Raw genomic sequence first — 15,082 nt, forward strand, 5'->3', positions numbered from 1 at the left:
CCACATCCGATCCGAGGGAGTCCTCTGCCATGCCCGTCTCGATCAACCCAGCCACGGGTGAACAGCTCGCCACCTATCCGCTGCACACTGCCGACGACGTCGATGTCCGGCTGTCCGAGGCGGTCCTGGCGCAGCGTGAGTGGCGGCGCGAGCCGACCGAGGTCCGGTGCCGGTTGCTTTCCCGCCTGGCAGGTGAGCTGCGCGCCGACCGGGAGAGATTTGCTCGGGCGATCAGCCAGGAGATGGGCAAGCCGGTCGGTGAGGCACGCGCCGAGGTGGACAAGTCGGTGTGGGCGTTGGAGTACTACGCGGCCGGCGCCGAAAGGTTCTTGGCGTTCGAGCCGATCGAGTCGGCGGCCGCGACCAGCGGAGTGACCTTCGAGCCGCTGGGCGTGGTGCTGGCGATCATGCCGTGGAACTACCCGTTCTGGCAGTTCTTCCGGTTCGCCGCACCCGCGTTGGCGGCTGGCAACGGCGCCGTCCTCAAGCACGCGAGCAACGTGTCCGGCTGTGCGCTGCTGCTGGAAGAGATCTATCGGCGCGCTGGCGGTCCGCAGGGGTTGTTCTCGGTGGTTCGGGTGGAGCCAGGTGACGTCGCCGGCCTTATCGCCGACGAGCGGATCGCGGCGGTGGCGCTGACCGGTTCCAGCGAGGTCGGGGCGGTCGTCGCGGCTCACGCCGGAGGCGCGCTCAAGAAGCAGGTGCTGGAACTGGGTGGCTCGGACCCGTTCATCGTCCTGGCCGACGCCGACATCGGCGCCGCGGCGCGTGCGGCCGTCGCCGCTCGGTTCACCGCCAACGGGCAAAGCTGCGTGAACGCGAAGCGGTTCCTCGTCGAAGCCGACGTCGCGGACGAATTCGTCGGCCTGTTCGTCGCCGGCGCCCGGAAGCTCACCCTTGGCGACCCGCTGGACGAGGCGACCACGATCGGCCCGCTGGCACGCGCGGACCTGCGCACCACCCTGCACGATCAGGTGCGGCGTTCGGTCGCCGCAGGTGCAGTGGTCCGGATCGGTGGACAGGTGCCCGACAGGCCCGGGTTCTACTACCCGCCCACGATCCTGGACGCGGTCACTGCGGACCAGCCCGTCTTCACCGAGGAGACCTTCGGGCCGGTGGCCGCCGTGACCCGGGTGGCCGACGCCGAGGAGGCCGTCGCCCTGGCCAACGCCACTCAGTTCGGTCTGGGTGCTGCGCTGTGGACCGCCGACATCGACCGGGCCCGCGAACTGGTCAGCCGCATCGACGCGGGCGCCGTGTTCGTCAACGGCCAGGTCGCCTCCGACCCGCGACTGCCGTTCGGCGGTATCAAGCGCTCCGGCTACGGGCGAGAGCTGGGCTCCTACGGCATCCGGGAGTTCGTCAACATCAAGACCGTCTGGATAGGACACACCGCATGACGCCGCCTGATCCTCCCGCCAAGTTGCCCGTCGCGCGAGCCGTTCGCGGCTCGCTGGTGCTCCGCCCCGACGAACTGCCCGCCGTGGACCGGGGCGGCGGGGTGGTCACCGTCCCGCTGGTGACCGCCGCCCGGGGCGCCACCACATACCTGACCGGAACCACCGTGTTCGCGCCGGGTACCGCGATCGGTCACCACCTGCACAACGTCGCCGAATCGGTGGTGATTCTGGCGGGGGAGGCGGTCGTCGACATCGACGGCGTCCGCACCACGCTACGCGCGTCTGACGCCACGTTCGTTCCGGCGAACGTGCCGCACCACTTCGAGAACGCCTCCGATTCCGACGAGATGCGGATCCTGTGGGTCTACGGCTCGCTCGACACGACCCGCACGATCCTCCCCGGCCCCGACGATCATCCTCCGACCGCGCCGAGCCGCATCGACCAGGAGCAGGCGGGCGGGGCCGGCACGCCGGTGCGCCCGATCCACGAGGTGGCGCAGATCGAGGTCCGGCCCGGGCACGAGCAGGCGTTCGAGGAGGCGGTGGCTGCTGCCACGCCACTGTTCCAGCAGGCCGGGGGAGCACGAACACTGACGCTGAGTCGCTCGCTCGAGCGTCCCCAGCACTACCAGCTGACCATCGGCTGGGACACGGTAGAGGACCACGTGACCGGATTCCGCGAGTCCCCTGCATTCCTGGCGTGGCGAGGACTGGTCGGGGACCACATCGCCGGGCCGCCCCGGGTCGAGCACCTGCGCGCGGTGCACACCGGATTCTGAGCACGGGCCGTCGGCGGTCATGACGCCACGGCCCGTGCGTCACAGCATGGCTCTACGTGTCACGACACGGTCTCACGCATTACGGTGCGGAACACGTACGGCAGGATGCCGCCGTGCCGTACGTACTCGGCCTCCCGCTCGGTGTCGATGCGCACCAGGGCGCGCATCTGCGTGGCGCGACCCTGCGTGCACACGCGAACGGTCACCGTCGCGCCTGGGCGGAGGTCCCCGGCGGGCCATAGCACGTCCAGGCGTGTGTCGTGGCCGAGGTCCGGGACGATCTGGTCGTCGGGGAGCTCAAGGGGCAGCACGCCCATCTGCACCAGGTTGGTCCGGTGAATGCGTTCGAACGACCTGGCCAGCACAGCGCGTACGCCGAGCAACGCCGTGACCTTCGCGGCCCAGTCCCGCGAGGAGCCGCTGCCGTACTGCGCCCCAGCCACGATGACCAGGGGTGTACCGGCACGTGCATAGGACTCGGCCGCCTCGAAGACGGACACGACCCTGCCGGTGACGTCATGGGCGAGGCCTCCTGGCCGATCCGGCAGCAGGAGGTTGCGTAGCGCGGGGTTGGAGAAACCACCGCGGCGCATAACCTCGAAGTTGCCGCGCCTGGAGGCGTAGGTGTTCAGGTCCCGCCGGGTGACTCCCAGACCGGCCAGATACCGTCCCGCCGGGCTCGACGTGGGAATCCGTCCCGCCGGGCTGATGTGGTCGGTGGTCACCGAGTCACCGAAGTGCGCCAGCACCCGCGCGTCGAGGATGTCGCCCGCACCGGGCGGGTCGGTGTCGACCTGCTCGAGGAACGGAGGCCGGCGGACGTACGTCGAGTCCGGCTGCCAGGCGAAGCGCACCCCGCCCGGCACGTCGACGCCGGCCCACCGGGAATCGCCTTCGAGCGGATCATCCAGCGAGGTGTCGTACAGGTCCGGCTTCACCGCGGCGTCGACGGCCGCGTGGATCTCGGCGTCGTCGGGCCATATCTCGGCCAGGTGGACCGGGCGTCCGTCCCGGCCGGTTCCGAGCGGCTCTCGCGTCAGGTCGCGATCGACGGTCCCCGCCAGGGCATAGGCCACCACCAGTGGCGGCGAGGCGAGGTAGTTCAGCCCGACGTCGTTGTGGATGCGCCGGTCGAAGTTGCGGTTGCCGGACAGCACCGCGGCAACGGTGACGCCGTCGTGCACTGCACGACCGGCGGCCGGAAGGAGGTCACCGGAATTGCCGATGCATGTCATGCAGCCGTAGCCGACGGTATGAAAACCGAGCTCGTCCAGATACTGATCGAGGCCCGTACGGTGCAGGTAACTGGTGACGGCCCGCGAGCCCGGCGCCAGACTGGTCTTGACCCAAGGTGGGGTGCTCAGGCCACGCCGGCGCGCGTTGCGAGCGAGCAGCCCGGCCGCGACCATGACGTGCGGGTTCGCCGTGTTGGTGCACGAGGTGATAGCCGCGATGGCGACCGCGCCGTCCGGGACGGCCGGCTCGCGGGCGGCCCCGTGTGCCCGACCTCCTCCGGGCCTGCCCGCGCGGACGGCAGAAGCGTCGGTACCCCTCGGGTCGGGCGCCTGCTCGGCCGACCGTGCTGCTCGGTCGGATCGGAATGCGGCGGCGACCCCGGCCAGGCTCATTCGGTCCTGCGGCCGTCCGGGGCCGGCAACCGACGCCTCGACCCGGGACAGGTCGATCACGAGCCGCTCGTCGTAGTGCACCCTCAAGCCCGGGTCGTGCCAGAGCAACTGCTCCTTGCAGTAGGCCTCGACGGCCGCCACGTGGTCGGGTGACCGGCCGGTCAGCCGCAGATACGCCAGCGTGACGTCGTCGACGGCGAAGAGCCCGCAGGTGGCGCCGTACTCCGGAGCCATGTTGGCGATGGTGGCGCGCGTCTCGAGGGTCAGGGCGTCGGCCCCGGCCCCGAAGAACTCCACGATCGAACCCACGACACCATGGGCGCGCAGCCGTTGGGTCAGGGTGAGCACCAGGTCGGTTGCTGTCACCCCCGCGACCAGCGCGCCGGTGAGCTCGACCCCGACCACCGGCGGGACACGCACCGCCACCGGCAGGCCCAGCATTGCCGCCTCCGCCTCGATCCCGCCGATGCCCCAGCCGAGGACGCCGAGACCGTTGATCATGGTGGTGTGGGAATCGGTGCCGAGGCACGTGTCCGGGAACGCCCACCCGTCCCGGCGCTCCACGACGCGTGCCAGCCGTTCGAGGTTGATCTGATGCATGATCCCCGCACCCGGCGGGATGACCCGTAGCCCGTCGAACCGGGATCCCCATCGCAAGAACCGGTAACGCTCGGTGTTACGGGCGTACTCGAGGTCGATGTTGCGCTCGCGTGCATCGGGTCGGGTGGAGTGATCCGTGGCGACCGAGTGATCGACCGTGAGCTCGGCGGGCACCACGACCTTGACGACGGCGGGGTCGCCGCCGTTGTCCGCAACGGCGTCGCGCAGAGCGGCCAGGTCGGTCAGGAGGGGCACGCCGTTGGTGTCGTGCAGGAAGATCCGGGACGGACGGAAATCGACTTCTGGGCGGTCGGTGTCGCGGTCGAGCAGGGAGGCGATCTGCGCGGCCGTGACGTTCTCGCCGTCCTCGTGCCGGAGCAGGTTCTCCAGGATGATCTTGGTCGACAGCGGCAGGCGTTCCACGCCGGGCAGTGCGGTCAGCCGATGGATCTGGTGTCGGACGCCGGCGAGATCGAGCCGGGCGAGAGTGCCGAAGCTGTCGCGACCGCTCATGACGCGCCCTCCCTGCCGGTAGGGGTACTGGTGAGTGCGGCGGCGATGAGCCGGGCCAGCTCGGGGATGAGCATGTCGTAGGCCTGGGCGGTGAGGTGGATGCCGTCTTCCTCCAGCGGCTCGAGGTCCGGGCGGCGAGCCAGCAGCCCCGGCGTGTCGAGACTCCAGAGGGCGCCGGCCGCGTCGCGCAGCACGTCGCGGTAGCGGTCGAGCACGACGTTCCGTCGTCCGGGCGGGAGGTCGGCTTCGCTCGTGGCGGCTTCCGCGCCGGTGTCGGGTGCCGTGGCCGGGTGGCCCGTTTCGCGGACCATGGGTGGCAGGAAGCCCACCAGGCCGGCGCCGATGAACGCGGCGCGGATCGACGCGACGTTCCGCGCGAACGCGTCCAGGGGCACGAGCCGTCCCGGTACGCAGTCGTTCATGCCGACCGAGAGAACGACGACGGCGGGCGTGCACCGGGCCATGACCGGTCCGCGTCGCGCGGAGTGTGCGCTGTTCCATCCACCGGCCGCACAGTTGAGGACCATGACCGAATACGGAGCGCCGTCAGCCGCGAGCGCTGCTTCCACCGAGGCCTCGAGGGCGGCGATCCTGGGCCTGGTGAATCGGCCGAGCATGCTGTCGCCGTACAGCATCACCACGCGCTCGGTTGTGGGGGGCGGCTCTGCCGCAGCTTCGGCGGTGGCAGCTTCGACGATGACAGGTCCGGCCGCGCCGGGTTCGGCTCCCCAAGGCGTGGCAGTCGCGGGTTGTGATGTCGCCGGTCGGGTCATCACGGTCAGAACCCGAGTTGCTGACGGACGGTCGTGAGGGTGTGCGAGGTCTCCAAGGCGTCGGAGCCGTTGGAGGCCGCGACCCCTTGCGCCAGGGCGTCGGCGAGGACCATGGAGGTCAGAGGCTCGCCGGTCAGTCCGGTGGGCGTGTTGGGGGCGTACAGAGCGACCGAGACCGAGTCGTCCAGCCTCTTCACCAGTTCGTCGCTCACCAGGATGCTCGCTGCCCCGACAGTGCGTGCACGATCGAGCAGAACCTTGACGTCGACCGGGAGCCGGCCGGGAGCGAACACGACCACGGCGTCGTCCCGCCCGATGCCGAGCAGGTCGTCGGCGAGGCGGAAGCCCGAGGAGTGCACAGGGCGGGCGCGGCGCCCGATTCGGCGCAGCTTGAGGGCCAGGTGTTCGGCGACGACGAACGAGGCACCGAAGCCGAAGGCGGTGACCTCCCGGGCTGCCAGGAGGATCCGGATCGCGGCCTCGTAGTGGTCCAGGGAGAAGGCCCGGCGCAGCAGCTCGATCCGCTCGGCGGCCTCCGCGGTGACCTTCTCCCAGACGTCCTGCGGATCGCCGCCGGTCCACTCGATCCTGCGCCTGGCACGTTCCACTGGCGCGATCTCACTCGTGAACGGTCCCGCGACAGAACTCTTGAGGTCTGCCAGGCCCGAGTAGCCCAGGCCCTGCAGTGTGCGGATCACCGTCGCGTTGCTGGTGCGCGTCTCCGCCCCGAGCTCCACGGCCGACATGTACAACAGCCGCTCCGGGGAGATCTCGGCCAGCACCCGGCACACCGACTGTGCCGCCGGTGACATCCCGTTCCAGTGGTCCCGGATCCGGGATCGGAGGTCCACGATCCCGCGATTCTTCGTAGCGTCTGTTACAGCAGCGGGTGTTCGTGTACTATCCAGTTCTGTCATGTAACGAAGGTTACAGGACGCGGTGCTCTCGTAGCGAGTGGCACACTGGTTGCAAGGGAGATGTCAATGCCGATTCCCCGTGTTGTCGAGGTGTCGAGCGCGTCCGCCTACGAGCGCGGCGTGCAGTACGGCACGGCGACGGCCGACCTGGTCGCTCGGTCCGTGGCGTACTACCGTGACGCCTTCGCGCATCAGGCGGGCCTGCAGTGGGACCAGGCGCTGGAGCATGCCCTGCCCTGGCAGGTCCTCATCCAGGACGCGTTCCCGCACCTGCTCGAGGAGATGCGCGGTATCGCTGACGGCGCGGGGGTGAGTCTGGCGGAGATCGTCGCCCTCAACTGTCGCGGCGAGATCATCTACGACAACTGGTTCGCCGGGCGCAGGGCGGGCATGCCGACCCGGGACGAGGCCGACGGGTGCACTTCCTTCGCGCTGACCGGTACCGCGGCCGGGGACGGTCATGTCTACGCCGGACAGAACTGGGACTGGCGGCATGCCGTACGTGACACCGTCGTCGTGCTGCGTGTCGTCCAGCCGCCCAAGCCCACGTTGATCATGCAGGTCGAGGCCGGGCAGGTCGGCCGGCACGGGGCGAACTCCGCCGGGTTCGCGTTGAACGCCAACGGGCTGGGCGGCCGTTTCGAGGACAAGGTCGGCATCCCGCAGACCGTGATCCGCCGGGCCGTCCTGGACGCGCACACCATCTCCGATGCGCTCCAGGTCCTGGTCCGGTCCCGGGCGCACATCGCCAGCAACGCCCTGCTGACCCACCGTGACGGCTTCTCGATCGACCTGGAGACCACCCCGGGCCCGTACGGCTGGGAATACCCGACCGACGGGCTGCTCGTGCACGGGAATCACTACCAGGCCTTCGTGCCGCCCCAGCTGGCCGACGACCATCGGCCCATGTCCCCGGACTCGCTCCTGCGCGTGCCACGAGCGCGCGAAGGGCTGGCCCGGGCCGCGGTCCCGGACGCCACCGCCGACGTCCGGGCCGCCGTTCACACCGCCATGTCCGACCACCTCGGTCACCCCGACGCGCTGTGCGCCCACCCGGACCCCCGGCTGCCGGAGATCGAGCAGTGGTCCACGACGCTGTCGAGCTGCGTCGACCTCACCACCGGCGACTACCTCATTGCGGGCGGGCCTCCGTGCGAGAACCCGTTCGAGCTCGTCCCGTTCAACCTCTACAGCTGAACCTCTCAATCGGATCGAATGGCTGGACATGCCAGCCGGATCCCTCATCCGAGGAGCTAAAATGCCTGGACAATCCCCCCGAAGCAGGCCCGCGGCCGCTGGCGTCGCGAGCACCGTTGCCGGCGTCGTCGCCGTGCTGGTGACTGCCTGCGGCCCTGCCGCCCCCTCGTCGGACGGGGCAACGTCGCCCCGCGCGGACGTCGCCTTCGGCGCCACCACCCCCGAAGCCGCCGGGCAGCTCGAGGAGGCGATCTGGCTCACGACGAAGGAGCCCACCAGCCTCGACCTCGACAGCGACGGCGCGAACTCCCACAGTGCCCGGATCATGTCGAACGTGTGCGAACGACTGCTGCAGGTGCAGCCCGACCTCAGCCCGCAACCCCACCTGGCTGAGTCCTATGAATGGGCCACTCCGACCACGCTGGTGTTCCAGTTGCGCCAGGACGTGGTCTTCCACAGCGGCAACCCGATGACCGCGGATGACGTCGTGTGGAGCCTGCGACGTCACGCGGCCGACGGCGCTTCCGAGTCCGACGAGTACGTCAACGTCGAGACGATCACCAAGACCGGACCGTACGAGGTCACCATCGGCCTGACCCAGCCCGACGCGGTGTTCGTCCAGGCGCTGGCCGGTGACGCCGGGATCGTGCTGGACCGCACCGTCGTCGAGGAACAAGGTGATGACTACGGCACACCGTCCGGGACGGACGCCTGCTCCGGCCCGTTCCGCCTGGACTCCTGGCGGTCCGGGCAGGAGATCGTCATCACGAAGGCCGACGACTACTGGAACCCCGAGCGCGCTGCGAAGACCGGCCAGGTGACGTTCCGGTGGATGAGCGACGACGCCCTGGTCAACTCGCTCACGACCGGGGAAGCCACCGGCAGCTACCTGGAGAACATCTCGCTGGCAGCGACGCTTGCCGAAGAGGGACTGACCGTCTCCCAGGGGCCGGACACCCGCGTGTGGAGCCTGATGGTCACCGAGCGTGGCGGGCTCGAGGATGTCCGGCTGCGCCGGGCGCTGTCGCTGGCGATCGACCGTGAGGGCATCAACACCGCCGGGTTCTCGGGCCTGGGTCAGCCCTGGAAGGAGCCCGTCGGTTCCGGCGCGTGGTCGTACGAGACCGACGCGTTCGAGGACGCGTACGACCAGATCGAGGACGCGCCGGCGTCTCCGAGCGACGAGGACATCGCCGAGGCGACACGACTCGTTGAAGAGGCCGCACCCACACAGCCTGTCGTGGTCGCGAGCGACGGTACCCCGATCCGCAACGCGATCGCGAACGCCGTGGTCGCCGCGGGCCAGCAGATCGGCCTGCCCACGGAGATCGAGCAGGTCTCGGTGGCGGAGTACAGCGAGTACTACGCCAACCCCGAGGCGCGAGCCTCCGTCGACATGTTCGCCGACGACTACTTCGTCTCCAAGTTCGACCCGGTCGGCTTCTACAAGAACGGTGCGTCCGACTCCTCGGTGCAGTGGCTGCTCGCCGACGACGACTACGACGCGCTGGTCAGCCAGGGCCGCGCCACCCTCGACGACGCCGAGCGGGCCGACGTCGCGATCGAGATGGCCGCACGCTGGGCCGAGGCGAAGCCGTGGATCAGCCTGGTGGCCAGCCCGAGCACCGTGGCGATGTCGCCCGAGGTGACCGGTGTCCCCTCGTCCGGCAGCTACTTCTACTATCCCTGGGCGGCAGACCTGGGGTCCGTGGAGGGCTGAGCCGTGGTCGGGATGCTGCGGCGGCTCGGGGGCATGGTTGTGACACTGGCACTCAGCTCGCTGGTGATCTTCGCGAGCCTGTACGCCGCGCCGGGTGACCCCGTGAGCTTCCTGATCGGGAATCCGGAGAACCTGACACCCGAGCGGGTCGCCGCGGTGCGTGCCGAGTACCACCTGGACGAGCCGTTCGGCACGCAGTACCTGCTGTGGGCGAACGATGTGCTGCGCGGGGACCTCGGCACGTCGTTCGTCTACCAGCAGCCGGTCGCGGATCTCCTGGGATCGCGGCTTGCGGTGACGGTGACCCTCGTGGCCTATGCGGCTGTGCTGTTCGTCGTCATCGGCGTACTGCTCGGTGCCGTGTCCGCGCTTCGGCGCGGCACCGTGGTGGACACGATCATCACCGGCGCCACCACGTTCGCCACCTCCGTGCCGAACTTCGTCGTGGCGCTCGTGCTGGTGTCGGTCTTCGCCGTACAGCTTCGCTGGTTCGAGGTGACCGGTGACGGCGACGGCTTCGCGGACCGGCTCTACCACCTCACGTTGCCGGCGATCGCCCTCGCACTCGGGGCACTGGCCGTCATCACCCGGGTGACCCGGCAGACGATGGTCGAGCAGCAAAGCCTCGAGCACGTCGAGGTCGCCCGCAGCTTCGGTCTGTCCCCGCCCGCGATCGTGCGCCGGCACGTGCTGCGCAACGCGATCGGCCCGGTGTTGACGATGAGCGGTCTGACTCTCGCCGGGATGCTCGCCGGCGCCGTCGTCGTCGAGTCGGTCTTCGGGCTCAACGGCATCGGCAGCCTGCTCGTGGACTCGATCAACACCCACGACTTCCCGGTCGTGCAGGCAGTCGTGCTGTACATGGTCGTGGCGTACATGGTCGTCACCACGATCATCGACCTGGTCTACCCACTCCTGGACGCACGGACCACGACGGGAGGCGACACCCGATGACCCAGAACTCTGCCGCCGCCCCCGCCGTCCGCCCGCTGACCGGTCGCACAGGACGCCGCCGGCACAACGCCTGGACGGTCCGGCTGTGTGCCGCGATCCTCGTCCTCGTGGTGGCGGTCGCCGTCCTGGCGCCATGGATCACGCCGTACGACCCGTACCTGGCGGACTTCGGCTCGCTCTGGTTGCCGCCGAGCCCGGACCACTGGCTCGGCACCGACCAACTCGGCCGGGACATGCTGTCCCGACTGATCGCCGGGGCTCGGCAGACCATGCTGGGCGCGATCGCCCTGCTCGCCCTGGCCACCGTGGTCGGCGTGACCGTCGGGATCACGGCCGCGTGGCAGCGCGGCTGGGTGGACGCCGTGCTGGGACGGGTCACCGACGTGATGTTCGCGTTCCCCGGTCTCCTCTTCGTCATCCTCGTGATCGCCGTCTTCGACAGCGGGACCGGCACGGCCGTGGTCGGGATGGCACTGGCTTACGCCCCGGCGATCGCCCGATTCACCAGGGCAGTCGCATTGGACGAGCTGGCCCGGCCCTACATCGCCTCCTACCGGCTCCAGGGCGCGGGCGGGCTGGTCATCTGCGTCCGGTATCTGCTGCCGAACATGGTCTCGACACTACTCGGCTACCTCGTCGTGCTGTTCGGCGAGGGCCTGATGAGCCTCGCCGCGCTGAACTTCATCGGATTCGGCGCCCAGCCGCCGAGCGCCGACTGGGGCCTCATGGTCGCCGAAGCCCGAAACGGCGTCATCCAGGGCTACCTCGGTCCCGCTCTGGTACCCGGGCTGACGATCGCCGTGGTGGTGGTGGCGACGAACGTCGTCGGGCTGCACCTGTCCGACAAGCTCGCGGTGAGGAAGTGAGGACATGAAAGGCACGCTGCTCGACATCGACAATCTGCGTCTCACGGTCGAGACGCACGACGGCCCGCGCGACATCCTGCGCGGGGTGACACTCTCGGTGGCCAGGGGCGAGACCGTCGGGCTCGTCGGCGAATCCGGGTGCGGCAAGTCGACGACCGCCCGCGCGGCCCTCCAACTCCTGCCCAAGCGTGCCCACACCACAGGGCGCATCACGGTCTGCGGCACCGACGTCACCGGCGAAGACGGCACAGACGCCGCACAGGTTCACGACGTCCGCGCACACCGGGCCGGGATGATCTTCCAGGACCCCCGCTCAGCGCTCAACCCCGTGCGACGGATCGGCGACTCGGCGACCGAACGCCTCCGGCTCGTGCACGGCCTGCCCGCCGCACAAGCCCGAGACCGGATCGTCGCCCTGTTCACCGAGGTCGGCCTGCGAGACCCCGACCGACTACTGCGCTGCTACCCCCACCAGCTCTCCGGAGGGATGCTGCAGCGCGTGGTCATCGCCGCGGCACTGAGCACCGGCCCGGAGCTGCTCCTGGCCGACGAGGCCACCAGCGCCCTGGACGTGACCACGCAAGCCGAGGTACTCGCCGTACTCCGGCGGCTACGCCGGGAACGAGAGCTCGGCGTCCTGTTCATCACACACGACCTGCTGCTCGCGGCAGCCTACTGCGACCGCGTCTACGTGATGCAAGACGGCCACGTGGTCGACGAACAGCCCGCCGCATCGCTCTTCGACGACCCCCAGCACCCCTACACCCGGCACCTCGCCGAAGCCACGCCACGGCTCCCCGAACGCAACACACCAGAACGACACAGTCCGGTCCCGGCCTCAACCCAGCCGATCAAGGGGGCACGACGATGACCGACGCACTCGTGGTCAGCGGCCTGACCAAGACCTACCGCGGCGCCGGACGAGGCCCGCGCGTGGTGGCGGTCGACGGCATCAGCTTCACCCTGGCCGCCGGCGGATCGCTCGGCGTCGTCGGCGAGTCCGGCTCGGGCAAGACAACGCTCGCGCAGATGATCGTCGGCCTGGCCGAGCCGGACTCGGGCACGGTCGTCATCGACGGCCGCGACCGCCGTGACCTGCGTCGCGGACGTCGCGCACGACTGCAGCGCGCGACCGAGGCACAAATGGTCTTCCAGGACCCCTACGGGTCGCTCGACCGGCGCCTGGACGTGGCCGGCGCCCTGGCCGACACGCTGCGCCGACACGGCACACCCAAGGACCGGATCGCGCGCGACGTGGCCGCACTCATGGACCGCGTCGGCCTCGCGAGCCGCCTGGCCAACTCCCGGCCGCACGAACTCAGCGGCGGGCAGCGCCAACGCGTCGCCATCGCAAAGGCGCTCGCCATCGACCCGACCGTGCTCGTCCTCGACGAAGCGGTGTCCGCCCTCGACGTGTCCGTACAAGCACAGATCCTCACGCTGCTCGACGAGATCCGCGCCGAGTCCGGCGTCGCCCTGGTCTTCGTCAGCCACGACCTCGCCGTCGTCGGCCAGGTCACCGACCAGATCCTCGTGATGTACCGCGGCCGCGCCGTCGAGACCGGCGACACCGACCAGGTGCTGCGCCGGCCCGAACACCCCTACACCGAAATGCTCCTGTCCTCAGCGCCCGGTCCCCGATGGCAGCCGGAACGCGTCGCCGAACTCCGCGCGGCGCTTGCCGCGGCGACCTGAACCATGCGACCGGAACCAGATGTGAGGTATCCATGACAACACCCGCACCCGGCGCACCGACGTCGGCATTTCACCTGCGCGGCGGGACACCGTTCTTCGCTTCGCAGTACGACCCGCGGCTGCACTACTCCCTCTACGTCCCACGCAGCCTGCGGGACACGGCCGCACCCCTGGTCGTGGTTCAGCACGGCACCGGGCGCACCGCCGTCAGCTACCGCGACGCCCTGCGCACCTTCGCCGACGCCAACGACGCCGTCATCCTGACGCCAATGTTTCCTGCCGGCCTGATCGACCCGGACGACCTGCACAACTTCAAATTCATCGAGTACCGGGGCATCCGGTTCGACCACGCCCTGCTGTCCATCGTGGACGAGGTCGCCGAACGCTTCCCGGTCTCGGCCGAGCGGTTCTACCTGCACGGCTTCTCCGGCGGCGGACAGTTCGCCCACCGCTTCTACTACCTGCACCCGGACCGTCTCGCCGGGGTGTCGATCGGCGCACCCGGGCGTATCACCGAACTGGACGACACACTGCCCTGGTGGCTCGGGACCGCGGGCATGGAAGAGATCTTCCAGACACGCATCGACCACGACGCACTACGGCGCGTGCCCGTGCACATGGTCGTCGGTGCGGACGACACCGAGACGTGGGAGATCAACAACCCCGGCGAGTCGAACTGGATGGACGGCGTCGAGAAGACCGGCACCACCCGCATCGAGCGCCTGCGCACCCTCGAACGCAGCCTCACGGCACAGGGCATCCAGGTCACCTTCGACCTCGTGCCCGACGTCGGACACCGAGGCGTACTCGTGCTCCCCGCCGTCGAATCCTTCTTCGCCGACCTGATCCGCCGCCACCGGCCCACCACGCGAACCGACCCGTCACCCACACCGGAGGAGAACCCGCGATGACCACCGTCCCGTCCCTCGACGTCGCCGCCACCGCACGCTGGGTGGCCCGCCGAGGCCCGCAGGCCGCGATCGCCGCGCTCACCGACGCGCTGGAACGCGACTTCGCCCGCTGGCCGGAACTGGACAAACGACCGCGCATCGCATCACACTCACCCGACGGCGTCATCGAGCTGATGCCGACCTCGGACACCCGCACGTACGGGTTCAAGCTCGTCAACGGGCATCCGCTCAATCCAGCCAACGGCTTCCAGACCGTCACCGCGATCGGCATGCTGGCCGACGTGCACAACGGCTACCCGACATTCCTCGCCGAGATGACCCTGCTCACCGCACTGCGCACGGCCGCGGCATCCGCGCTGGCCGCCCGTTACCTCGCACCGGCCGGCTCCCGAACCCTTGCCCTGATCGGGTGTGGCGCGCAGGCGGAGTTCCAGGCACTCGGCCTGCGAGCCGCGCTGGGCATCGAGACGCTGCGCGTCTTCGACGTCGACCACCACGCCATGGAAAAGCTCGCCGGGCACGCGAAGGCACTCGGCTTCGACGTCGTCCTGGCCGACGACGCCGCCGGCGCGGCCCGCGGCGCCGAGGTGATCACCACCTGCACCGCCGACAAGCAGAACGCCACGGTGCTGCACGACGCCGACGTACCCGACGGCGTACTCATCAACGCGATCGGCGGCGACTGCCCGGGCAAGACCGAACTGGATCCGCAGACCGTGGAACGCGCGAACGTGTTCGTGGAACTCGCGGAGCAGACGCGCATCGAGGGCGAGATCCAGCGCCAGGCAGCAGACTTCCCGGTCACCGAGCTCTGGCAGGTCGTGACCGGAGCCGCGCCCGGGCGGCAGAGCCCGGACGACCTGATCGTGTGGGACTCCGTCGGCTTCGCCGTGGAGGACTGGACCACATTGAACTTCGTCCTGGCCGACGTGACGGCGAACGCACCGGAACTACTGGGCCAGCTCGACCTGATCGCCGAACCGGCCGATCCCAAAGACCTGTTTTCCCTGGTCGCCCCGCCGGGCATCATCCGGTAGCCGCTGCCGGTCGTCACTTGTGACGGGTCCTGGGAGCGGTGGTGGCGGCTCGCCGATCACGCCGGAAGCATGTCCCGTTCATGGTATATGTA

The 15,082-nt window shown here is 69.7% G+C and carries 13 protein-coding genes; 10 read left to right on the forward strand and 3 right to left on the reverse strand.

The annotated features are described in order from the left end of the window. Window positions 1–29 precede the first annotated feature (29 nt). Both IIE03_RS22890 and IIE03_RS26220 read left to right on the forward strand, forming a co-directional pair. Window positions 30–1,400, forward strand: a complete 1,371-nt coding sequence (locus IIE03_RS22890; protein WP_192865099.1) for an NAD-dependent succinate-semialdehyde dehydrogenase — start codon at window positions 30–32, stop codon at window positions 1,398–1,400. Further along, window positions 1,397–2,179, forward strand: a complete 783-nt coding sequence (locus IIE03_RS26220) for a cupin domain-containing protein (protein ID WP_225998221.1) — start codon at window positions 1,397–1,399, stop codon at window positions 2,177–2,179. The genes IIE03_RS22890 and IIE03_RS26220 overlap by 4 nt, the downstream gene beginning before the upstream one ends. A gap of 59 nt (window positions 2,180–2,238) precedes the next feature. On the opposite strand, the gene acnA is transcribed toward IIE03_RS26220, so the two are convergent. The 3 genes from acnA to IIE03_RS22910 form a co-directional block, all read right to left on the reverse strand. Next, window positions 2,239–4,920: an aconitate hydratase AcnA gene (acnA, locus tag IIE03_RS22900; RefSeq protein WP_192865100.1), complete on the reverse strand. Its 2,682-nt coding sequence runs from the start codon at window positions 4,918–4,920 to the stop codon at window positions 2,239–2,241. Continuing rightward, window positions 4,917–5,555: an SGNH/GDSL hydrolase family protein gene (locus IIE03_RS22905; RefSeq protein WP_225998229.1), complete on the reverse strand. Its 639-nt coding sequence runs from the start codon at window positions 5,553–5,555 to the stop codon at window positions 4,917–4,919. The genes acnA and IIE03_RS22905 overlap by 4 nt, the downstream gene beginning before the upstream one ends. Before the next feature lie 143 nt (window positions 5,556–5,698). After that, the gene (locus tag IIE03_RS22910; protein ID WP_225998222.1) at window positions 5,699–6,544 is read right to left on the reverse strand and encodes a MurR/RpiR family transcriptional regulator; all 846 of its coding nucleotides are present in this window, start codon (window positions 6,542–6,544) and stop codon (window positions 5,699–5,701) included. 132 nt (window positions 6,545–6,676) lie between these two features. Here IIE03_RS22910 and IIE03_RS22915 point away from each other — a divergent pair, with 132 nt between their 5' ends. From IIE03_RS22915 to IIE03_RS22950, 8 genes are all read left to right on the forward strand, one after another. Continuing rightward, entirely contained in the window at window positions 6,677–7,807 is a 1,131-nt protein-coding gene (locus IIE03_RS22915; RefSeq protein WP_225998223.1) for a C45 family autoproteolytic acyltransferase/hydolase, read from the forward strand. Between the two features lie 61 nt (window positions 7,808–7,868). Continuing rightward, on the forward strand, window positions 7,869–9,527 hold the full coding sequence (locus IIE03_RS22920) for an ABC transporter substrate-binding protein (RefSeq protein ID WP_192865104.1): 1,659 nt from the start codon (window positions 7,869–7,871) through the stop codon (window positions 9,525–9,527). Window positions 9,528–9,539: 12 nt separating this feature from the next. Then, on the forward strand, window positions 9,540–10,481 hold the full coding sequence (locus IIE03_RS22925) for an ABC transporter permease (protein WP_225998230.1): 942 nt from the start codon (window positions 9,540–9,542) through the stop codon (window positions 10,479–10,481). Next, on the forward strand, window positions 10,478–11,347 hold the full coding sequence (locus IIE03_RS22930; RefSeq protein WP_192865106.1) for an ABC transporter permease: 870 nt from the start codon (window positions 10,478–10,480) through the stop codon (window positions 11,345–11,347). The genes IIE03_RS22925 and IIE03_RS22930 overlap by 4 nt, the downstream gene beginning before the upstream one ends. 4 nt (window positions 11,348–11,351) lie before the next feature. Continuing rightward, the gene (locus tag IIE03_RS22935) at window positions 11,352–12,218 is read left to right on the forward strand and encodes an ABC transporter ATP-binding protein (RefSeq protein WP_192865107.1); all 867 of its coding nucleotides are present in this window, start codon (window positions 11,352–11,354) and stop codon (window positions 12,216–12,218) included. Further along, window positions 12,215–13,042 carry an ABC transporter ATP-binding protein gene (locus IIE03_RS22940; protein ID WP_192865108.1) on the forward strand — a complete coding sequence of 276 codons (828 nt, stop codon included), beginning with the start codon at window positions 12,215–12,217 and terminating at the stop codon, window positions 13,040–13,042. The genes IIE03_RS22935 and IIE03_RS22940 overlap by 4 nt, the downstream gene beginning before the upstream one ends. 32 nt (window positions 13,043–13,074) lie before the next feature. Continuing rightward, on the forward strand, window positions 13,075–13,953 hold the full coding sequence (locus IIE03_RS22945) for an alpha/beta hydrolase family protein (RefSeq protein ID WP_192865109.1): 879 nt from the start codon (window positions 13,075–13,077) through the stop codon (window positions 13,951–13,953). Next, window positions 13,950–14,990, forward strand: coding sequence for an ornithine cyclodeaminase (locus IIE03_RS22950; protein ID WP_192865110.1), 1,041 nt, complete (start codon window positions 13,950–13,952; stop codon window positions 14,988–14,990). The genes IIE03_RS22945 and IIE03_RS22950 overlap by 4 nt, the downstream gene beginning before the upstream one ends. Window positions 14,991–15,082 lie beyond the last annotated feature (92 nt).

This window comes from Myceligenerans pegani (assembly GCF_014892515.1).
Taxonomy (GTDB): Bacteria; Actinomycetota; Actinomycetes; order Actinomycetales; family Cellulomonadaceae; genus Myceligenerans; species Myceligenerans pegani.